The 19,200-nt window shown below is 61.6% G+C and carries 18 protein-coding genes and 1 pseudogene; 16 read left to right on the top strand and 3 right to left on the bottom strand.

Annotated elements, in window-relative coordinates; all coding sequences use genetic code 11:
- Positions 1 to 7: 7 nt before the first annotated feature.
- A complete protein-coding gene (locus AC0L2P_RS21790; protein WP_473503888.1) occupies positions 8 to 580 on the bottom strand; it encodes a GNAT family N-acetyltransferase in 573 nt (190 codons plus the stop codon).
- Complete coding sequence (gene serB / locus AC0L2P_RS21785; protein ID WP_473503886.1) at positions 577 to 1,464, bottom strand: phosphoserine phosphatase SerB; 888 nt, start codon at positions 1,462 to 1,464, stop codon at positions 577 to 579. The genes AC0L2P_RS21790 and serB overlap by 4 nt, the downstream gene beginning before the upstream one ends.
- On the opposite strand from serB, the gene miaA reads away from it, so the two are divergent.
- The 3 genes from miaA (at position 1,454) to AC0L2P_RS21770 (ending at position 3,840) form a co-directional block, all read left to right on the top strand.
- Positions 1,454 to 2,422 (top strand): tRNA (adenosine(37)-N6)-dimethylallyltransferase MiaA, encoded by a 969-nt coding sequence (gene miaA, locus AC0L2P_RS21780; protein WP_473503939.1) that lies wholly within the window; start codon positions 1,454 to 1,456, stop codon positions 2,420 to 2,422. The two genes, serB and miaA, sit on opposite strands and share 11 nt — an antisense overlap.
- A 104-nt stretch (positions 2,423 to 2,526) precedes the next feature.
- Positions 2,527 to 3,321, top strand: coding sequence for a GGDEF domain-containing protein (locus AC0L2P_RS21775; RefSeq protein WP_473503884.1), 795 nt, complete (start codon positions 2,527 to 2,529; stop codon positions 3,319 to 3,321).
- Positions 3,322 to 3,453: 132 nt separating this feature from the next.
- Complete coding sequence (locus AC0L2P_RS21770) at positions 3,454 to 3,840, top strand: ester cyclase (RefSeq protein ID WP_473503882.1); 387 nt, start codon at positions 3,454 to 3,456, stop codon at positions 3,838 to 3,840.
- A gap of 36 nt (positions 3,841 to 3,876) precedes the next feature.
- On the opposite strand, the gene AC0L2P_RS21765 is transcribed toward AC0L2P_RS21770, so the two are convergent.
- Entirely contained in the window at positions 3,877 to 5,703 is a 1,827-nt protein-coding gene (locus AC0L2P_RS21765; protein WP_473503880.1) for an ATP-binding protein, read from the bottom strand.
- A 150-nt stretch (positions 5,704 to 5,853) separates the two neighbouring features.
- Between AC0L2P_RS21765 and AC0L2P_RS21760 the strand changes: the two genes are divergently transcribed.
- The 13 genes and pseudogenes from AC0L2P_RS21760 (at position 5,854) to AC0L2P_RS21700 (ending at position 19,193) form a co-directional block, all read left to right on the top strand.
- The gene (locus tag AC0L2P_RS21760) at positions 5,854 to 6,420 is read left to right on the top strand and encodes a helix-turn-helix domain-containing protein (RefSeq protein ID WP_473503878.1); all 567 of its coding nucleotides are present in this window, start codon (positions 5,854 to 5,856) and stop codon (positions 6,418 to 6,420) included.
- A 1-nt stretch (position 6,421) separates the two neighbouring features.
- Positions 6,422 to 6,731, top strand: a pseudogene (locus tag AC0L2P_RS21755) (hypothetical protein).
- A gap of 21 nt (positions 6,732 to 6,752) precedes the next feature.
- Positions 6,753 to 7,277, top strand: a complete 525-nt coding sequence (locus AC0L2P_RS21750) for a GNAT family N-acetyltransferase (RefSeq protein WP_473503876.1) — start codon at positions 6,753 to 6,755, stop codon at positions 7,275 to 7,277.
- 231 nt (positions 7,278 to 7,508) lie between these two features.
- Positions 7,509 to 9,305 carry an acetolactate synthase 3 large subunit gene (locus AC0L2P_RS21745; protein WP_473503874.1) on the top strand — a complete coding sequence of 599 codons (1,797 nt, stop codon included), beginning with the start codon at positions 7,509 to 7,511 and terminating at the stop codon, positions 9,303 to 9,305.
- A gap of 29 nt (positions 9,306 to 9,334) precedes the next feature.
- A complete protein-coding gene (locus AC0L2P_RS21740) occupies positions 9,335 to 10,321 on the top strand; it encodes a hypothetical protein (RefSeq protein WP_473503872.1) in 987 nt (328 codons plus the stop codon).
- Positions 10,322 to 10,444: 123 nt separating this feature from the next.
- A complete protein-coding gene (gene ilvN, locus AC0L2P_RS21735; RefSeq protein ID WP_023676680.1) occupies positions 10,445 to 11,017 on the top strand; it encodes an acetolactate synthase small subunit in 573 nt (190 codons plus the stop codon).
- A gap of 63 nt (positions 11,018 to 11,080) precedes the next feature.
- Positions 11,081 to 11,677: a LysE family translocator gene (locus AC0L2P_RS21730; RefSeq protein WP_473503937.1), complete on the top strand. Its 597-nt coding sequence runs from the start codon at positions 11,081 to 11,083 to the stop codon at positions 11,675 to 11,677.
- Positions 11,678 to 11,845: 168 nt separating this feature from the next.
- A complete protein-coding gene (locus tag AC0L2P_RS21725) occupies positions 11,846 to 13,093 on the top strand; it encodes an efflux RND transporter periplasmic adaptor subunit (RefSeq protein ID WP_473503870.1) in 1,248 nt (415 codons plus the stop codon).
- Entirely contained in the window at positions 13,090 to 16,248 is a 3,159-nt protein-coding gene (locus AC0L2P_RS21720; RefSeq protein ID WP_473503868.1) for an efflux RND transporter permease subunit, read from the top strand. Before AC0L2P_RS21725 ends, AC0L2P_RS21720 begins: the two co-directional genes overlap by 4 nt.
- A 56-nt stretch (positions 16,249 to 16,304) precedes the next feature.
- Positions 16,305 to 16,910 carry a nitrile hydratase subunit alpha gene (gene nthA / locus AC0L2P_RS21715; protein WP_473503866.1) on the top strand — a complete coding sequence of 202 codons (606 nt, stop codon included), beginning with the start codon at positions 16,305 to 16,307 and terminating at the stop codon, positions 16,908 to 16,910.
- The gene (gene nthB / locus AC0L2P_RS21710) at positions 16,907 to 17,566 is read left to right on the top strand and encodes a nitrile hydratase subunit beta (RefSeq protein WP_473503864.1); all 660 of its coding nucleotides are present in this window, start codon (positions 16,907 to 16,909) and stop codon (positions 17,564 to 17,566) included. Before nthA ends, nthB begins: the two co-directional genes overlap by 4 nt.
- Complete coding sequence (locus AC0L2P_RS21705; RefSeq protein ID WP_473503862.1) at positions 17,535 to 17,918, top strand: nitrile hydratase accessory protein; 384 nt, start codon at positions 17,535 to 17,537, stop codon at positions 17,916 to 17,918. The genes nthB and AC0L2P_RS21705 overlap by 32 nt, the downstream gene beginning before the upstream one ends.
- Before the next feature lie 147 nt (positions 17,919 to 18,065).
- Complete coding sequence (locus AC0L2P_RS21700; protein ID WP_473503935.1) at positions 18,066 to 19,193, top strand: ATP-dependent DNA helicase; 1,128 nt, start codon at positions 18,066 to 18,068, stop codon at positions 19,191 to 19,193.
- Positions 19,194 to 19,200: the final 7 nt, after the last annotated feature.

Genomic DNA, 19,200 nt, shown 5'->3' with positions numbered 1-19,200 from the left:
AGGGCGGCTAGCGGGCCGCCCTTTTTGTTGCCTGCCAGTCTGTCCGTGTCAGCCTGTAGAAGACATGCCGCCTGAGTGCGGTGTGCCTGTCCGGAACACCGGGATGATCGAAGTCGGAGGCTGGGTCGGCGATCATGCCCAGGCGCTCCATGACGGCGGTGGACCGGCTGTTATCCTTGACTGCGAAGGACACGATTTCGTCGAGGCCAAGTCTTTCAAAGCCATGGGCGAGCCAGGCTTCGGCTGCTTCGGTGACATAGAAGCGGCCCCAGAATTCGGGTGCCAGCCGCCAGCCGATCTCGATCGTGCCGGGCGGCAGGAAGGGCAAATGATCGGTTCGGGTTATGCCGACGAAGCCGATGCATTCACCTGTGGCTGCGATCTCAGCGGCCGCGAAGCCGAAGCCGTTGCGATCGATAGCCGCGCGCAACTCTTCCATCTTGGCGTCCGACTGGGCACGGTCGCGGCGAAACGGAAAGAATTCCATGACGCGCTCGTCGGAATTGATGCGATGGAAGAGCTCGCGGTCACGATCTTCCCAGTTGCGCAGGATCAGGCGCTCGGTGCGGATCGGCGTCATTCGACAAATTCCTCCCGACGATAACCCTGCAGATAAAGCAAGGCGGTGAGGTCGCCGTGGTCGATGCGGATCTTTGCCTCTGCTGCCACGGCCGGCTTGGCATGCAAGGCGACGCCGATGCCGGCAAGACGGATCATGTCGAGATCGTTGGCGCCATCGCCGACGGCAATGGCATCGGCAGGCGTCAGGCCGAGGCGGGCGGAAACCTCGATAAGGGCTTCGGCCTTGGCGGCGCGGCCTAGGATCGGCTCGGCGACCAAGCCGGTGAAGCGACGATCCTGCTCGATCAGCCGGTTGGCGCGATTTTCGTGGAAGCCGAGCAATGCTGCGATGCGGGTGGTGAAGATGTCGAAACCACCGGAGATCAGCGCCGTCCAGGCGCCGTTGGCCGCCATTGTCTGGACGAGCGTGCGGCCGCCGGAGGCAAGCGTCAGGCGATTGTCGACGATGCGGTCGATGATTGCGGCATCGAGACCCTTGAGCAGGGCCACGCGCTCGCGCAAGGCCGGCTCGAATGCGATCTCACCGTTCATCGATCGCGCCGTGATGGCGGCGACGCGATCCTTGACGCCGATCTCGTCGGCAAGCTCGTCGATGCATTCCTGGTCGATCATCGTCGAATCCATGTCGGCGATCAGGATCTTCTTGCGCCTGTTCCCAGCCGGCTGGACGGCTACGTCGATTGGTTCGGAAGCAAGCGCGGCATGCAGGCGGGCCGTTATTTCGGAAGCGTCGGCGGTCTCCGGCAAGTCGAGCTCGCAGGCGATGCCTTCGGCCAGCCAGCGAACAGCGCTTGCGCCGACCGACCGCGAGGCCATATTCGCTAGCGTCGGCGTCAATGCGCGGCCGGCGGGATGAGACAGAAGCGTGGCGATCAGCGGCATAGAAAATTCCAGCGGACAGGCGGGCGAAGGCCGCGTGAAGAACGCGATCCTGATAGCCGGGCCGACCGCCAGCGGCAAGTCGGCGCTCGCACTCGACCTCGCCGAGCGCAATGGCGGTGTCATCGTCAACACCGATTCAATGCAAGGCTATTCGGTGCTCGATGTGCTGACGGCGCGGCCTGGTCCTGCCGAACTCGCCCGCGTCCCCCACTTTCTTTATGGACATGTCGATCCGTCCACCGCCTATTCCACCGGCGCCTGGTTGCGTGATGTGACGACGCTGATCGACGACGGCACGTTTTCGGGGCGGCAAGTGATTTTCGTCGGCGGCACCGGGCTTTATTTCCGTGCGCTAACGGAAGGTATCTCGGAGATGCCCGACATTCCGAAGTCGATCCGCGATCGCTGGCGCTACGAGCTCCAGGAACAGGGCGCAGTGACATTGCACCGCATCCTGTTGCGCGAGGATTCTGCGGCCGGCATGATGCTGAAGCCGACGGATGGCCAGCGCATCGTGCGGGCGCTGGAGGTGCTCGACGCGTCGGGCCGTTCCATCCTGGACTGGCAGGCAGCGCGTGGCCGGCCGTTGATCGACAGGAGCAGCGCGCGGTTTTTCGTCATCGAGCCGGAGCGAGCGGCACTGGTGGAGCGGATCGATGCCCGCTTCGACCGCATGCTGGACAAGGGGGCGCTGGACGAGGTGCAACGGCTTTCAGCGCTCGGCCTCAATCCCGACCTGCCGGCGATGAAAGCAATAGGTGTTCGCGAGCTTCAGGCCGCGCTGGCCGGCGCCACCAGTTTTCCCGAGGCCATCGAGCGCGCGAAAATCGCGACGCGGCAATATGCCAAACGGCAGGCGACCTGGTTCCGGCACCAATTAGGCCCGGAATGGCAGAGATTGCGTCCTGGTGAGGGGATCGACTGGGTGATCTCACCCCCTCCTTCGAGCGCAACCTGAAAAGTCGACACCGAAGCGACATTTCGCGTTGAAGTTGTCCAGGTTAACTGTCCGTAAGCTCCCGCATGCCATAAGATTGATGGGAACTTTCCAACGGGGAGCAGATGCGTTTCCACAAGGCGGAATCAGCCTTTTTCGTCTTTATTTTTGTGATCCTGGCCGCCGGCCTGGTGATGCTTTACGCCTATGGGCTCCTGCAAACCCTGGCGGCCGACATTGGCAATACGCCTTCGGAACTCGATGAAATCGTCTATCTCAACAAGCTGCTGTTTGCGACCGGTGTGCTGCTTGCGACTGCGCTGTTCTTCGGCATTTTCTTCATCTATCCGCTGATCCGAAAGCAGGCGACGGAAGAAGGCAAGCTGCGCGCCATGACCGTTTCGCTCAGCGCGCGTTCGGAGACGCTTGAGCATGCGGCGCTCACCGATAGCCTCACCGGCATGCAGAACCGGCGTTATTTCGACGATGCGCTGAAGGAATATCTCGAAGAGTTCCGCCGCATCGAGAAACCAGTCGGGCTGATGATCCTCGACCTCGACCATTTCAAGCAGGTCAACGACAGCCACGGCCACGATGTCGGCGACGAGGTGTTGCGGGCCGTCGCCAACTGTCTCAAGGACATGACACGCTATCACGACGTGGTGGCGCGCCTGGGCGGCGAGGAGTTCGCGGTGGTCACGCCCAATATGGACGCCGAGTTGCTATCTAAATTCGCCGAGCGCATCCGCAAGGCGATCGCCAACATGTCGGTGCTGACAGGCAATGTCCGACTGAAAATCACCACCAGTGTCGGGCTTGCCGTCTGGGATCGCAAGGAAACCGCGGAGGAGTTCTATCGCCGCGCCGACCGCCAGCTCTATGAGGCAAAGAGGCAAGGACGCAACCGCGTCTGCGCCTGAAATTCCGTCATTGAATTCGTGATGCTGGCCGTCTGGTATCGTTTTCTGCGTTTCAGATGCACGCAGACCGACGTCACCCAGTCAAGCTGAGATGCTGCCTTTGCGGGGCTTGCCGGAAATAGAGGTGCTGCCGTGACTAAATCCGACCTCTCCGATCTTTATCGGGGCTATATTGCATGTCTAAATAAGCAGGATTGGCCAAATCTGGGGCGGTTTGTTCATAATGAAGTGAGCCACAACGGTCGCAAGCTCGGATTATCCGGCTATCTCGAAATGTTGGTGAGAGACTTCGACGAAATTCCCGACCTTTACTTCGACATTCAGCTATTGGTTGCCGATCCCCCTTATATAGCGAGCCGGCTAAGCTTCGACTGCGCGCCAAAGGGAACGTTCCTTGGGCTCGATGTAAGCGGGAAGAGAATCTCGTTTGCCGAGAACGTATTCTATGAGTTCCAGAGAGGGAAAATTCGCCAGGTGTGGTCAGTTATAGACAAGGCAGCCATCGAAGCTCAGCTGTGATATCTGCGAGCGCTGCCTGAAGGTTGCTCGGCTCAATCATTCTGGGGGACGCAGCCCGAAGGTCGCCGGCTTGAGGCCGTATCGCAAGTCGAAATCGTCGTTCCGCTGGGTGCGTGCGGCCGACGGCTTGCGATAGTCGGAATCGCCGGCCTGCCGGCCCGGATCGACGACTTCCGCGAAAGGCATTGCCTGCTGTGATTTAGGCACGTTGCGCAGTCGTTCGACGATCGCCACGAGGTCGACCTCGTCGCCGGTTTCGGACGGCAAGGCATTCTCGCGCTTGGCCGTGCGGGGGATCAAATCCTCGGAGAGCTTTTCGAACTTCACCCGCATCGTCGTCGCCACGCCTTCTCCGAAGGCGATGGCCTCGCGCTGGCCCATGGAAGACAGGAACGCCAGCGTCGAAGCCGACGAATCGGCAATCGCCGAGCGGATGATCGCCTGGTCCTGCTCGTTGGCGAGCCGCATGGCGAAGAACGTCGAGCATTGCGATAGGATGGTTGGGTCGAGTTCGCCCGGGCGCTGGGTGACGATGCCGAGATAGCAGCCATATTTACGGCCTTCCTTGGCGATGCGCGACAATGCGTGCCGCGTCGGCGCGAAACCGAGGCGCGGATCGGCCGGCATATAGCGATGTGCTTCCTCGCACAGGAAGAGCAGCCGCAAGCGGCCTTCGCTCCACAACGCCAGGTCGAAGGCCAGCCGCGCCAGCACCGAGCATACGGAATTGACGACCTCGGACGGCATGCCGGCCATTTCGAAGCAGGTCACCGGGCGGCCGTGATGCGGCACGCGGAAAATGTTGCCGATCGTCTCGTGGATGGTGTCCTCGATCAGGCGCGAGTTGAACATGAAACGGTACCGCGGATCGGACGCCGCCGATTCGATACGTGTCTTCAGTGACCTGAGGGTCGGGCGGTCGTTCTTGCTTTCCAGCAGTCCCATGCGCTCGTCGACCAGCTTGATAAGGTCGGCAATGCGATATGGCACCGGCGTATCGGCGGTCAGCGCGTCGGTGCTGCGCCGTAGGTAGTTGCCGGAGTTCGGATTGCGGTAGAGGTTCTTGGCCGCGGGAATGAGATCACGCAAGTGGTCGACCTCTTCCGCGACCGTCTCGCGGCCGCGAAACAGCACCTCGGCAAATTCCTCGAGCTTGAACATCCAGAAGGGCAGGTCGAGCGTCGTCGAATCGACCCTGACGCAATGTTCGGGCAACGACGCGGCGAACTCGTTGTGTGGGTCGAGGATGAGCACGCGCAGGTCGGGCCGGGCGGCGATCGACTTGCGCAAGAGCAGCGACACGGCAGTCGATTTACCGACCCCGGTGGTGCCGACGATGGCGAAATGTCGCGCCAGGGTGTCGTCGATGGCGATATTGGCGTCGATGGCCTCGTCCTGCGACAGCGTGCCGATGGTAATCGAATCACGACCGGCGAGATCGTAGACGGCCTGCAAGTCGCGGCTGCGGATACGATGGGCAATGGCGCCTATATGCGGATAGGTCATGATGCCACGGTCGAAGACCGGCTTCGCGCCGGGTTCGGCACCGTCGCGCACCTCGCCGATCAATTCGATGCTGACCTCGATCGGATTCTGGCCCTCGCTGCTCCAGGTACGGTCCGACTTGCCGATTTCGTAGACCAGGCCGACGGTTCGTGATGAACCGAGATTGATCGAGATCATCTTGCCGACGCTCCACAGGCCGGTGACCGTGCCTTCGATATCGTCGGCATAAGCGCTGATAGTGGCGCGCGCGCCATCGCATTGCACGACATTGCCCAGAATACGCTTGTCGTTCTGCTCCGCCCTGCGGCGCTCCAGCAAAGTCGATTCTCCAATGGAGGCTTCGCGTTCAACGAGCATGGACAGGCCGATCCCCTTTTCCCAAGCCATGAGCCTAGGCGAACGGGGTTAAGGTGGGATGAGGCCGGATGGTTTAACGGGCATTAAGGCGTTCGCTAAAACTGGACGAGACAGCCGTTGCGCCATGGGAAATTTCGATATATTGGATGAATGGATGGTATAATGAACGACATCTCATCGACCATCGGCAGAAGAATACATGCCGAAAGGGTGGCTCGCGGCTGGTCCCTGGCGGAATTGGCGGAGCGGTCCGATGTCTCGAAAGCCATGCTGAGCACGATAGAGCGCGGCATGACGAGCCCGACGGCGACACTCCTCGTGCGCATTGCGGCCGCCTTCGGCATGACGCTGTCCACTTTGATCGCAAGGGCGGAATTGCAAGGCGGTGGCCTGCTTCGCGCACGTGACCAGCCGGTCTGGCGCGATCCGGCTACGGGTTATGTGCGACGGCACCTTTCGCCGGTTTCGGACATGCCGTTCGAACTGATCCGGGTCCAGTTGCCGGCCGGCGCCAAGGTAAGTTTCCCGGCGGCGTCCTATGCCTTCATCAGGCAACAGATCTGGCTGATCTCCGGGCGGCTGGAATTCACCGAGGGCGAAATCGTTCACAGGCTCGAACCCGGCGACTGCCTGGCGCTCGGCGCGCCATCCGATTGCGTCTTTCACGCTCCGGGGCCGGACGCCGCCGACTATCTGGTCGCGTTGGCCAGGAGTTGAGGTGAAAGCGCGCCGTCCGAAACGCTCCGACAATGGCGGTCCGCCGCTCGACGACCATGACGGTCCGCCCTGGGGCAAGGGCGACCCCTATGTCTTTCTTGCCTGGCGGACCGCCCATGCCCAGGCATGGAAAGTGCCGAGCCGCGAGATCATGCTGATGCGGCTGGACAAGGCCGAGCGGCTGGGCCACCTACGAGGAATACACGCTCGAACTGCTGGAACGCGGGCGACATCTGCAAGAGAAAGACGCCGATCGCATCGCGGAAATCCGCCGTGCCAGGAAGCGGAAGCGGACCAGTCATTTCGACTGACGGACGGTGCAGGGGAACCACATGAGTTCGATCGAAATCAGGCCACTCACCAGCATTGGCGGAACGCAAAAAATGCTGGCGGATCTGCTGATCGGGACAGTCGCTGCCGGCGGCTCGGTCAGCTTCATGCATCCGCTGGCGCCGGAGATGGCCGCGGCCTTCTGGAACAAGTCGCTTCAGGCGGCTGCCAGAGGCGAAAGGGCGGTGCTTGGGGCCTGGAACGGCGAGTCTCTGGTCGGCACCGTCACCTTGCTGCTCGACTGCCCTCCCAACCAGCCGCACCGGGCCGAGATCGCCAAGCTGATGACCAGCCTCGAATATCGCGGCAGGGGCATCGCAACCCGCCTGATGGAGGCGGCGGAAGCCGTTGCCGTGGAGAAAGGCCGCACGCTGTTGGTCCTCGACACGGCAAAAGAGGACGGGGCTTCCGGCCTCTATGAAAAGCTCGGCTTCACGCTGGCCGGCGAAATACCGGATTATGCGCTGCAGCCGCATGGCGGGCTGACAGGCACCCTCATCTACTGGAAACGCATCGGTTCAGCCTGATCAGGCCCGTGCACATTCGCCGTTGACAGCGGCGTCAAACCAATTCTATTGTCCGCCACCATGAAAAAGGCACTCATTCTCGTAGGAAAGCGCGTGGGCAAGGCGGTGTAACCGCCGGGCGATGACCTCCCATGCGCAAGACACAGGCTCCCTCGGGGGCCTTTTTTATTGCCCGAAATACGACTAAACGACCAGCAATCGCCCGACGGCGAACAGTACGGGACCAGACCGATGAGCAGTGGACAGAATGAGCGGCGCGAAATGCCAAGAACTGAAATGACTGGCGCCGAAATGGTGGTGCAGGCGCTGAAGGACAATGGCGTCAAGCATGTTTTCGGCTATCCGGGCGGCGCGGTTCTGCCAATCTACGATGAAATCTTCCAGCAGGACGAGGTCGAGCACATCCTCGTCCGCCACGAGCAGGGCGCCGGCCACGCGGCGGAAGGCTATGCGCGCTCGACCGGCAAGGCCGGCGTCATGCTGGTGACCTCGGGGCCGGGCGCCACCAATGCGGTGACGCCGTTGCAGGACGCGCTGATGGACTCGATCCCGCTGGTCTGCCTGACCGGCCAGGTGCCGACTTCGCTGATCGGCTCGGATGCGTTCCAGGAGTGCGACACGGTCGGCATCACGCGGCCCTGCACCAAGCACAACTGGCTGGTGAAAGACGTCAACGAGCTCGCGGCAACGATCCACGAGGCCTTCCATGTGGCAACGACAGGCCGCCCCGGTCCGGTCGTCGTCGACATTCCGAAGGACGTTCAGTTTGCCAAGGGCATCTATGTCCCGCCGCAGACGGCGCCACGCACCAGCTACCAGCCGAAGGTTCAGGGCGATCTGGAAAAGATCAAGGCGGCGGTCGAGCTGATGGCCGGCGCCAGGAAGCCGATCATCTATTCGGGCGGCGGCGTCGTCAATTCCGGCCCGGAGGCGAGCCATTTGCTGCGCGAGCTGGTCGACCTCACCGGCTTTCCCATCACCTCGACGCTGATGGGCCTCGGTGCCTACCCCGCGTCGGGCAAGAACTGGATGGGCATGCTCGGCATGCACGGCACGTATGAAGCAAATATGGCGATGCACGATTGCGACGTCATGCTCTGCATCGGCGCGCGCTTCGACGACCGCATCACCGGGCGGCTGACGGCGTTTTCGCCGAATTCGAAGAAGATCCACATCGACATTGACCCGTCGTCGATCAACAAGAACGTCCACACCGACGTGCCGATCATCGGCGATGTCGGGCGTGTGCTGGAGGATCTGGTGCGGCTGTGGCGGGCAACCGCCAAGGCCGACAAGAAGGCGCTTCACCCGTGGTGGGAGCAGATCGCCAAATGGCGCGCCCGCGATTCGCTCGCCTACAAGATGAACCACGAGGTGATCATGCCGCAATATGCCGTCCAGCGGCTCTATGCGCTGACCAAGGACCTCGATACCTACATCACCACCGAGGTCGGCCAGCATCAGATGTGGGCGGCACAGCACTATCATTTCGAGAAGCCGAGCCGCTGGATGACCTCTGGCGGACTGGGCACGATGGGCTACGGCCTGCCGGCCGCGCTCGGTGTGCAGATCGCGCATCCGGATGCGCTGGTCATCGATATCGCGGGCGATGCTTCGGTGCAGATGACGATGCAGGAGATGAGCGCGGCGGTGCAGCACGAGGCGCCAATCAAGATCTTCATCCTCAACAACCAATATATGGGCATGGTGCGGCAGTGGCAGCAGCTGCTGCACGGCAACCGGTTGTCGCATTCCTACACCGAGGCGATGCCGGATTTCGTCAAGCTCGCCGAAGCCTACGGCGGCCACGGCATTCGCTGCGACAAGCCGGATGAACTCGACGACGCCATCACGGAGATGATCGCGGTCAAGAAGCCTGTCCTGTTCGACTGCCGCGTGGCGACGCTCGCCAACTGTTTCCCGATGATCCCGTCCGGAAAGGCGCATAACGAGATGCTGTTGCCTGACGAGGCGACCGACGAAGCCGTGGCCAACGCGATCGACGCCAAGGGCAGGGAACTGGTATAGCCCGCAACTGCTGAAAGCAGGTTAACAACATGACGAAGTCAGCAAGGGCATTTTGGTTGATGTTGCACAACATGGTTGGTGTGCTGTGCGCATTTTTAATCGTCCTTGCCGTCAATGACACGGCGATAGCCCAGGATGTCCTTAGGGTGCGAGGAACGACTGTATCGCTAGCTCCCCCGAAAGGTTTCGAGCCCGCGGGAGATTTTGCCGGTTTTGTGAACCATGACATAAAGGGAACGATCGCAGTTACCGAATTACCCAAAGAGGCGTTCGGTCAAATGTCATCGCTTTTTTCAGATATCGGCAAAATAAATGAAAAATTCTCCAGCGGGGGCATCAAAGCAAATACTCTCGAGTGGCTGAAGATAAATACAGGGGGATCTATCCCGCTTATACATGGCACGCAGAGCACTTTGGACGGCCGTTTTGACAAGTGGATGGCTCTGTATGGCGGAAACAAAACATCCTTAGTGACCCTGCAAGTCATGGAACCAAATTCCCTTGAACCTTCAATCGTCAAGGCTGTCTTTGCTTCGGTGAAGACCGGAATTGTGGCATCGGAAGAGGAGCAGCTTTCGCTCTTGCCATTTGAACTCAAGGTGGTCGAACCCTTTCGGTTCATAGGCACACCGGCAGGCGCGGGAGTGCTGCTCACTGTCGGTCCAAACGATTTGAACTCCGGCAATATGCAACCGATCTTGCTTGTGATTCATCAAGCAGGACCAGTGGCACCCGACAGCCTGGAGAAAATGGCTGAAACCCAGCTCAGGACTACGTCAAGCTTCAGGGCTGCGGAGATCCGGTCAATCAGGCCAATAAAGTTTGCCGGTGCAGAGGGTATTTTGCTTGAGGGCACAGTCACCTTGGATGGGAGCATCAAGCAGTTCTCCCAGCGCTTCAGCATTGGAAAAGCCGGCCTCTTTTTGCGTTTGGTTGTGATGGGCAATGAAGCGCAAATGCAAGAATTGCGGGATGTGGTCGAACATATTGCATCTTCAGTCGCCTTCAAAAGCTGACGGGAGCCTCTGCTAAGGAAGCTTGCTCTAGGAACAATTATGGAAAAGCCGCTATAGGCAAAGGCCGCAAAAGTATCTCGGCCGTGTTGGACAACCAAACATCGAGGATAGAAAAGTCACCCCATGAACGCACAGTTGCAACCGACCGGCTCCGCCTATTTCATAGCCAAGGAGACGGAAAAACCAGAGAACCACACGCTTTCGGTCCTCGTCGACAACGAGCCGGGCGTGCTTGCCCGGGTCATCGGCCTGTTCTCCGGACGTGGCTACAACATCGAGAGCCTGACGGTCTCGGAAACCGAGCACGAAAAGCACCTGTCGCGCATCACCATCGTGACGCGCGGCACGCCGCACGTGCTGGAGCAGATCAAGCACCAGCTCGAGCGCATCGTGCCGGTGCACCGTGTCGTCGATCTCACCGTGCGGTCGCAGGAATTCGGACAGGAGCGGCCACTGGAGCGGGAACTCGCGCTGGTCAAGGTCGCCGGCACCGGTGAAGCGCGCGTCGAGGCGCTTCGGCTCGCCGATGCATTCCGTGCCAGCGTCATCGATGCCAACACCGAGCATTTCATCTTCGAGATCACCGGCAAGGGCTCCAAGCTCGATCAGTTCATCGCCATCATGAAACCGCTCGGGCTGGTTGAAATCTGCCGTACCGGAGTGGCGGCGATGAACCGCGGCCCGCAAGGGATGTGATCGTCCGGCGCTGGGGCTCTATGTCGTCGCTTTGCCACCGATCGCATTGATTAGGGGAACAGCATAACATTCGACGCATTTTTCGCCTTGCTAGTCTATGCCTTCGTGACCTCGATCACGCCGGGCCCGAACAACTTCATGCTTTTGGCCTCGGGCGTGAATTTCGGCTTGGGCAAGACGGTGCCACACATGCTCGGCATCGGCTTCGGCTTCCTCGTGCTGTTGCTTGCCGTAGGCTTCGGGCTTGGCGCCGTGTTGACGGCCTTTCCGGTGCTGCATACCGGATTGAAGATCGCCGGCGGCCTCTACCTGCTTTATCTCGCCTGGAAGATCGCCACGTCGCGCTCGCTCGGCGGCGAAGGCGAGGCGAAGGGCCAGCCGATGCGCTTCATCGAGGCTGCGGCTTTCCAGTGGGTCAATCCCAAGGCTTGGGTGATGGCGATTACAGCCATGGCCTTCTATACCAATCCGGAACGTCCGTTTGTTTCGGTGGTGCTGATCGCGGCCGCTTTCGCCGTCGTCATGCTGCCGAGCATTTCGACCTGGGCCGGTTTTGGTATGGCGCTGCGCGGTTTTCTGGCAGATGCGGTGCGGCTCAAATGGTTCAACATCGCCATGGGCGTGATGCTGGCGGCGACGCTGTGGCCAATGCTGCGTTAGCTGCCGTTTTATTGTGCACTGCACATTAAATCTTCGTAATGACGGGTTTTGGCCCTTTTTCGCCTTCGGCATCCTCTATTATCTCGCAAAAGCGCGGCAAGAGGCTGCGAGTTGAGCTAGACTGCGGCCACCGGATAACGGCGTGTCGGATCGAGAGGCCTTCTGTCGATGCGCGGAAAGATCGTATTTGCGGTGATCGCTGCAGCCTGCGTTTCCGCGGCGTGGCTCTATCTTTCGCCCAGCGCGATGAGCGGTCTTCAGCAGATGCTGTCGGCGAAGCAGACGGCGGCGGCGGACAAGCCCGCTGCAGCGGCAAATGCCGCGCGTTCGACTTCGGTGGTTGCCGCCACCGCTTCGACGGCCGATTTCCCGGTCCGGCGTTATGCCATCGGTTTCGTGTCCTCTCCTGCCGTGGTCAGCATCAACGCGCGGATATCGAGTCAGATCGTCGCAATCGCGGTCAGGGACGGACAGATGGTGAAGGCTGGCGACCTTCTGTTCTCGCTGGATGACCGTTCGTTGAAGGCGCAACTGGCACGCGATCAGGCGACGCTCGCGAAAGACCAAGCGCTGCTTGCCAGCGCCACGGCCGATCTTCAGCGCGCCAAAAATCTCGTCGCCAGGCAGGCCGGGACACAGCAAACCTACGATCAGGCTGTCGCGGCGCAGAAATCCGCCGCGGCCACCGTCGACGCCGACAAGGCAATGATCGATGCGGACCAAATCCAGCTTGGCTTCGCCACAATCAGGGCACCGATCTCCGGCAGGCTTGGCGCGGTCAGCGTCGCCGTCGGCGATCTCGTCACCACCAGCAACGGCAGCAGCACGTCGACCCCGCTGGTGACGATCACGCAGGTCGACCCGCTGCAGGTGAATTTCAATCTCCCCGAAAGCGATCTTGCCTTGCTGCACAAGGCGCTGGCGGCGCCGCAGCAAGGTGCGGTGACGCTGACCAAGGATGGCGACCCCAAGCCGATCGGCAAGGGAACGCTGGACTTCGTCGATTCCAGCGTAGACACGGCGTCCGGCACGATCGCAACGCGGGCCAGCGTGCCCAACGCCGATCTTTCGCTGTGGCCGGGCCAATATGTCAACGTCGTGCTCGATGCCGGCATCATGCCACAAATGACGTCCGTTCCGACGGTCGCCGTTCAGCCCAGCCAGAAGGGCCCGTTTGTCTATGTGATCAAGCCGGACAACACCGTTGAAATGCGGCCGGTGCAGGTCGCGCTGACGGAAGGCACCAACACCGCGATCAGCCAAGGATTGAAAAGCGGCGAGCGTGTCGTCGTCGAAGGCCAGACCAAGCTGAAGAACGGCGCGGCGGTGCGCGAAGGCAAGGCTTCGACCGGCACCGGCGACCAGGCGGCTCCGAAGGTTGCCGAGGCTGACCGGACGGGCGGAACACAGCCATGATTTCCGAATTCTGCATCCGCAGGCCCGTCGCCACGCTGCTCATGTCGTTCGCCCTGGTTCTGGGCGGACTATTTGCTTACAAATTCCTACCGGTCGCGGCGCTGCCAAGCGCGGAATTTCCGGTGGTCAATGTCTCGGCCTCGCTGCCCGGGGCTTCGCCGGAAACCATGGCGACCTCGGTGGCAACGCCGCTGATCAAGCAGTTTGCCACTATCGCCGGCATCGATTCGATTTCGACGACCAACTCGCTCGGCTCGACCTCGATCGCCATTCAGTTCGTGCTCAACCGCGACATCGATGCGGCCGCCGCCGATGTGCAGGCGGCGATCGCACGCACGCAACGACAATTGCCGCCGGAGATGACCAGCCCGCCGAGCTATCGCAAGGTCAATCCAGCCGACGCGCCGATCCTGCTGATGTCGCTGGTCAGCGACACCATTCCGCTGACCGATCTCGACGCGTTTGCCGAGAATGTGATCTCGCCGTCGCTCTCGACGATCGACGGCGTTGCGCAGGTTTCGATCTACGGCCAGCAGAAATATGCCGTGCGCGTCCAGATCGATCCGACGGCGCTCGCCGCTCGCGGCATCTCGATCGACCAGCTGCAGACGGCCATTGCTTCGGCCAACAGCAACACGCCGCTCGGCGTGCTCAAGAACAACAAACAGCAGCTGACCATTGCCGCGAACACTCAACTGACCAATGCGGCGGGGTTCTCCAACATCATTATCGCCACCAAGAACGGCCATCCCGTACGGCTCGGCGAGGTGACACGCGTCATCGATTCGGTCGAGACCACGACTACGGCAAGCTGGTATGACGGCACCCGAGCCATCATCATGGCGGTGCAGCGCCAGCCGGATGCCAACACCGTCGATGTCGTCGACCGCGTTAAGGCGATGCTGCCTTCCTTCGAGGGTCAGATGCCGGCAGCGGCGAGCATCCAGTTGCTCAATGACCGCTCGACGTCGATCCGCGAGGCGGTCGATGACGTGCAGTTCACGCTGCTGCTCACCATCGCGCTGGTGGTGATGGTGATCTTCCTCTTCCTGCGCCGGGTGACGGCCACGGTCATCCCGGCAGTGGCGGTACCGATTTCGCTCATCGCCACGCTGGGCGTGATGTATGTGTTCGGGTTTTCCATCGACAACGTCTCATTGATGGGGCTGACGCTGGCGGTCGGCCTTGTCGTCGATGATGCCATCGTCATGCTGGAAAATATTTTCCGGCATATGGAGGAGGACGGGCTCTCGGCCCTCGAAGCGTCGCTCAAGGGCGCTCGCGAAATCGGCTTCACCATCATTTCGATCTCGATCTCGCTGGTCGCCGTGTTCATTCCGGTCCTGTTGATGGGCGGCGTGATCGGGCGCATCTTCAACGAATTCGCAGTGGTGGTGACGGTCGCCATCCTGGGGTCGATGTTCGTCTCGCTGACGTTGACGCCGATGCTGTGCTCGCGGCTGTTGTCATTGTCGAAAGCCGAGCGGGAAGCAGTGCACGGGGAAGGCCCTAGGCAAAACGTCTTCATACGGGGCTATGACTGGCTGCTGACATTCTGCCTGCGTCACAATTTCCTGGTTTTCCTTGTATTCCTCGTGACCGCCGGGCTGTCCGTGTGGCTGATCCAGATCTCGCCGAAGGGCTTCTTCCCGCAGGAGGATATCGGCCAGGTCTCGGTGACGACCATTGCGCGCCAGGACATTTCGTTTGACGCCATGGTGAAGCTTCAGGGGCAAGTGGCTGGTGTCTTCACCCATTCGCCCTATGTCGCGCATGTCGGCTGGTCGGCGGGCAGTGGAAACAATGCCCTCAACCAGGGCCGGCTGTTTGTGCAGCTGAAAGACAAGGATCAGCGCCCCAACATCGACAAGGTGCTTTCGGATCTGCGGCGCCAGCTTGCCAATGTGCCCGGCATCGAAACCTACATGCAGCCGGTGCAGAACCTGCGGCTCGGCGCGCGTTCTTCGGCGAGTGCCTACCAGCTTGCCGTGCAGGGCCTCGATACCGGCCTGACGAACGTCTGGGCGCAAAGGCTTACGGACGCGATGACCGCCGATCATGCCGCCTTCTCCGACGTCACCAATGACCTGCAGAACAACGCGCTGCAGGCGACGCTGGTGATCGACCGCGACAAGGCGGCGAACCTCGGTGTCGATACCGACACGTTGCGCTCCAGTCTCTATGGCGGTTTCGGCACCCAGCAGGTGTCGACCATGTTCGGTTCGGCCGACAGCTACGACGTGTTCATGGAACTCGATCCGAAGATCGAGTGGTCGCCCGAGCGGATGCTGGCGATCAAGGTGAGAACGGCGAGCGGCAACCTGGTGCCGCTCGGCGCGTTCGCCCGTGTCGATCGGACCGCCGGCGCTTTGACCGTCAATCAGCTCGGCCAGCTTCCGGCTGTGACCGTCTCCTACAATCTGCCGCAGGGCGTACCCCTCGGCGATAGCGTAAGCCACATCAATGCGCTGAAGGAAAAGATCGGCATGCCGCCGACGATCTCGACCACTTTCTCGGGCACGGCGAAGACCTTCCAGGATTCGCTTTCCAACCAGGGACTGCTGATCGGCGGCGCGATCCTGACCATCTATATCGTGCTCGGCATGCTCTATGAGAGCTTCATCCATCCGCTCACCATCCTGACCGGGCTTCCATCAGCGGTGCTGGGCGCGCTGGTGGCATTGCGGCTGGCGGGGATGGATCTGTCGGTGATTGCCGTGATCGGCATCCTGATGCTGATCGGCATCGTCAAGAAGAACGGCATCATGATGATCGACGTGGCGCTGGAACTCAGGCGCGAGGGAATGTCGCCCGTCGAATCCATCCACAAGGCCTGCCTGATGCGCTTCCGGCCGATAATGATGACCACGCTTGCCGCGCTGATGGGCACCATCCCGATCGCGCTCGGCACGGGCGCCAGCGCGGAATTGCGCCAGCCTCTCGGCGTGGCGGTGGTCGGCGGTCTTGTCGCCTCGCAGGCACTGACGCTGTTCGTCACACCCGTCATCTACGTCTACATGGAGCATTTTTCCGGCTGGCTGGTCAGGCTGTGGGCGCGGCGCCGGGGCGAGCCGAGCCCGCTCGAGATGGTTGACCAGCCGTCACTGTTCGACGATGAGGAAGAACCGGTGCCGCAGAAGGCGGCAGCTGAGTAGCGCTGTCCCAAGCCGTGGTGCTTGCGGCCGGGCGTCCGCGATCGTAATTTGACGCCATGCCGCACAATCACGACCACGACAACGAGCTTGATCCTTTTGCGGCGCGCGTGCGCGCGCTGGAGACGATTCTGACCCGCAAGGGGCTGATTGATCCGGCGGCGATCGACGTCATCGTCGATACCTATGGGACCAAGATCGGGCCGCGCAACGGCGCAAAAGTGGTGGCGAAGGCCTGGGTTGATCCCGGGTTTGCAGCATGGCTGAAGCGTGATGCAACTGCGGCCATCGAATCGCTCGGCTACACCGGCCGGCAAGGCGAGCACATGCAGGCGGTGTTCAACACGGCCGACACACACAACCTCGTCGTCTGCACCCTATGCTCCTGCTATCCGTGGTCGGTGCTCGGCCTGCCGCCGGTCTGGTACAAGGCGCCGCCCTACCGTTCGCGCGCAGTGATCGACCCGCGCGGCGTGCTCGAGGAATTCGGTCTGACCTTGCCGGCGACCACGACAATCCGGGTGTGGGACTCGACCGCCGAGGTGCGCTATCTCGTGGTGCCTATGCGCCCCAGGGGTACGGAGGACTGGGATGAGGTACGGCTCGCCGATCTGGTGACGCGCGATGCCATGATCGGCACCGCAATGGCGCGGGAGCCGGGATGAACGGGCCGCAGGATCTCGGCGGCCAGATGGGTTTCGGGCCGGTCGCGCCCGAGAAGGATGAACCATACTTTCATGCCGCCTGGGAAGCGCGGGCGCTTGGCGTGACGTTGTGCGCCGGCGCCATGGGCGCCTGGACTATCGACGAGAGTCGGCACGCGCGGGAATCGCTGCATCCAGGGGATTATTATGCCTCCAGCTACTACCAGATATGGATCAAGGCGCTGGAAGTGCTGCTCAAACGCCACGGTTTCGTCAGCGACCGCGATCTGGCTACGGGCCATGCGGTTGACCCGGCAGCGACACCCAAACGGGTGCTGAAGGCTAAAGATGTTCCGGCGGTGCTGGCCAAGGGCGGGCGCTGCGACCGGCCTGTCGCCGGCCCGCCGCGTTTCAAGGCGGGCGACCTCGTGCGAACCAGGAATTTTCATCCGACCGGCCACACCAGGCTGCCGCGCTATGCACGCGGCAAGCGAGGCGTCGTCGAGGCTGTGCGCGACGGCTTTGTCTTTCCCGACACCAATGCGCACGGCCAGGGCGAAAACCCGCAATGGGTCTATAGGGTGGCCTTCACCGGCGGCGAAATCTGGGGCGCGGGCGCCGACCCGACAGTTGTCGTGTCGATCGATGCCTGGGAGAGCTACCTTGAGCCGGCGTGAGACGGGCTCAATCGCCGCCGTGCTGCCCGCCGGTGTCGAGGCGCCGGTTTTCGCCGAGCCGTGGCAAGCAGAGGCCTTTGCTATGACGGTAGCACTGCACGACAACGGGCTGTTTTCGTGGAGCGAATGGGCGGATGCTTTGTCGGCAGAGGTGAAGCAGCCGGGCGCCGCGCGCAACGGCCGCGATTATTACGAGCACTGGCTGGCGGCGCTGGAAAAGCTGCTTGCCTCGAAAGGTCTTGCTGCGAAGACCGATGTCGATGCGATAGCCGCTGCCTGGGAACGCGCTGCGCATGCAACGCCGCATGGCATGCCGATCCTGCTGGAGAACGATCCACAACGGGCTGGGTAAGCCGCGGTCGGCCGGCGTTGTTCTCTTTACGTTCCGGTTCGTCGCTGATAGCCTGATCCTGTGGCAGGCGGCGTGATTGCAGGCGATGAAGTTGATGGTGACGGCAGTCACCTTGTCTTTCCCTCGCGAATCCGGTCTGTCGCGCTGATGGAATTCTCTCCTCAACAGGACGAGGCGCTCAAGGCGGTGGCCGGCTGGCTGAAAGCCGGCAAGCCGCAGCTATTCCGGCTGTTCGGCTATGCCGGCACCGGCAAGACGACGCTGGCGCGCTATTTCGCCGAGCATGTCGACGGCCAGGTGCAGTTTGCCGCCTTTACCGGCAAGGCGGCGCAGGTGCTGCGTTCCAAGGGCGCGGTCAATGCCCGCACCATCCATTCGCTGATCTACCGGCCGAAAGGCGAAGAATCGGTAGCGGACGAGGTGACCGGCAAGACCTCGATGTCGCCGACCTTTTCGCTCAACCGGCAAAGCCCGATCTCGCGGGCCAAGCTCGTCGTCATCGACGAATGCTCAATGGTCGACGAGCAGCTTGGCCGTGACCTGATGAGCTTCGGCACGCCGATTCTGGTGCTCGGCGATCCCGGCCAGTTGCCGCCGATCTCGGGCGGCGGCTTCTTCACAGACCATGAGCCGAACACTCTGCTCACCGAAATCCATCGCCAGGCGCGCGACAACCCGATCATCCGGCTTGCGCTCGATGTGCGCGAGGGCCGCGAGTTCATGCGCGGCGACTATGGCGCGGCGCAAGTGATCGGCAAGGAAGACGTCACCCAGGAATTGGTGCTGAAGGCGGACCAGGTACTGGTCGGCACCAACCGTACGCGCCGTCGCTATAACCAGCGGCTGCGCGAGCTGAAAGGGTTCAATGCCGACTATCCGCAAGCCGGCGACAAGCTGGTCTGCCTGCGCAACGATCCGGCCAAGGGACTGCTCAACGGTTCGCTGTGGAAGGTGATGACCTCTTCGCGCGAGACGGTCAAGCCCGGCATCAATCTGCTGGTTTCGCCGGAGGAAGATGACCCGGATCGCGGCGTCGCCAAGATCAAGCTGCTCAAGGCGGCATTCGAAGACCCGGACGCTGACATTCCCTGGCAGCAGAAGAAGCGTTTCGACGATTTCGACTATGGCTATGCGCTGACCGTGCACAAGGCGCAGGGCTCGCAATGGAACGAGATCGTGCTTTTCGACGAAAGCTGGGCATTCAAGGAAACCCGGCAGCGTTGGCTCTACACCGCGATCACGCGCGCGGCCGAACGGCTGACGATCGTCCGATAGGGCGGCC

This window comes from Mesorhizobium sp. WSM4836, from assembly GCF_055811815.1.
The sequence above is the reverse complement of the archived record's forward strand: the minus strand, read 5'-3'. Positions and strand labels throughout refer to the sequence as shown.

Bases quoted from the DNA above. Each gene is read 5' to 3' on its own strand.
- AC0L2P_RS21790 (WP_473503888.1), bottom strand. From the start codon at position 580: ATGACGCCGATCCGCACCGAGCGCCTGATCCTGCGCAACTGGGAAGAT.
- serB (WP_473503886.1), bottom strand. From the start codon at position 1,464: ATGCCGCTGATCGCCACGCTTCTGTCTCATCCCGCCGGCCGCGCATTG.
- AC0L2P_RS21775 (WP_473503884.1), top strand. From the start codon at position 2,527: ATGCGTTTCCACAAGGCGGAATCAGCCTTTTTCGTCTTTATTTTTGTG.
- AC0L2P_RS21765 (WP_473503880.1), bottom strand. From the start codon at position 5,703: ATGCTCGTTGAACGCGAAGCCTCCATTGGAGAATCGACTTTGCTGGAG.
- AC0L2P_RS21760 (WP_473503878.1), top strand. From the start codon at position 5,854: ATGGATGGTATAATGAACGACATCTCATCGACCATCGGCAGAAGAATA.
- AC0L2P_RS21750 (WP_473503876.1), top strand. From the start codon at position 6,753: ATGAGTTCGATCGAAATCAGGCCACTCACCAGCATTGGCGGAACGCAA.
- AC0L2P_RS21745 (WP_473503874.1), top strand. From the start codon at position 7,509: ATGAGCAGTGGACAGAATGAGCGGCGCGAAATGCCAAGAACTGAAATG.
- AC0L2P_RS21740 (WP_473503872.1), top strand. From the start codon at position 9,335: ATGACGAAGTCAGCAAGGGCATTTTGGTTGATGTTGCACAACATGGTT.
- ilvN (WP_023676680.1), top strand. From the start codon at position 10,445: ATGAACGCACAGTTGCAACCGACCGGCTCCGCCTATTTCATAGCCAAG.
- AC0L2P_RS21725 (WP_473503870.1), top strand. From the start codon at position 11,846: ATGCGCGGAAAGATCGTATTTGCGGTGATCGCTGCAGCCTGCGTTTCC.
- AC0L2P_RS21720 (WP_473503868.1), top strand. From the start codon at position 13,090: ATGATTTCCGAATTCTGCATCCGCAGGCCCGTCGCCACGCTGCTCATG.
- nthA (WP_473503866.1), top strand. From the start codon at position 16,305: ATGCCGCACAATCACGACCACGACAACGAGCTTGATCCTTTTGCGGCG.
- nthB (WP_473503864.1), top strand. From the start codon at position 16,907: ATGAACGGGCCGCAGGATCTCGGCGGCCAGATGGGTTTCGGGCCGGTC.
- AC0L2P_RS21705 (WP_473503862.1), top strand. From the start codon at position 17,535: ATGCCTGGGAGAGCTACCTTGAGCCGGCGTGAGACGGGCTCAATCGCC.
- AC0L2P_RS21700 (WP_473503935.1), top strand. From the start codon at position 18,066: ATGGAATTCTCTCCTCAACAGGACGAGGCGCTCAAGGCGGTGGCCGGC.